The following is a 590-nucleotide window of genomic DNA, read 5'->3' as shown; positions in this document are numbered from 1 at the left end:
TGGTTGTTGATCGGCAGCCCGTCTTTGTTGGTCAGCGTGACGGTATAGGTGATCACGCCGCCTTCAGTGACCGACGGGGTAGCAGTCAGCTTCGCGATCACTTCGTCGGTGGTGTCGGTGACGGTGACTTTCGCCGCATCGCCCAGCTGCAGGTTCTCGAACGGACGGTTGCCGATGTCGGCGGCCGACTTGATACCCAGGCTGATTTCACCGCCGTCTTTGTAGACATCGTCGCCTTGTGCAGCGTGTTCGTATGGCGCGCTGGTCTGGCCGGCCTTGATGGTGACCTGGGCGTTGTTGCTCAGGGTCACGACCAGGTCGTTGGCCAGTGCCGTGTTGATGTGCACGGTGAAGGTCGGCTTCACGTTCTCGGCGACCGAGGTCTGGTCGGCGGTAATGGTGACCAGCACCAGGTCACCCTGGTTACCGGTGCCCGGAGTACCCGAACCTGGCTCGTCGGTGACGGTGGTGGTGACCGGGGCCTTGTCCAGGGTCAGCTGCTCGAACTTGCCGACGTCGGTGCCGCTGACCGAGGCGATCGATTTCACGATCGAGTCGTTGGTACCGATGTAGACGTTGTCCGGCGCAGT

The 590-nt window shown here is 62.0% G+C and carries 1 protein-coding gene; it reads right to left on the bottom strand.

Annotated elements, in window-relative coordinates; all coding sequences use genetic code 11:
• On the bottom strand, nt 1–590 hold a 590-nt coding region (locus ACF8MI_RS04545), incomplete at both ends, for an immunoglobulin-like domain-containing protein (protein WP_392517379.1).

The sequence above is a fragment of the Pseudomonas sp. yb_9 genome (assembly GCF_043103635.1).
In the GTDB taxonomy this organism is placed as follows: domain Bacteria; phylum Pseudomonadota; class Gammaproteobacteria; order Pseudomonadales; family Pseudomonadaceae; genus Aquipseudomonas; species Aquipseudomonas monteilii.
Note: the sequence above shows the minus strand (reverse complement) of the source record. Positions and strands in the feature narration are given on the sequence as shown.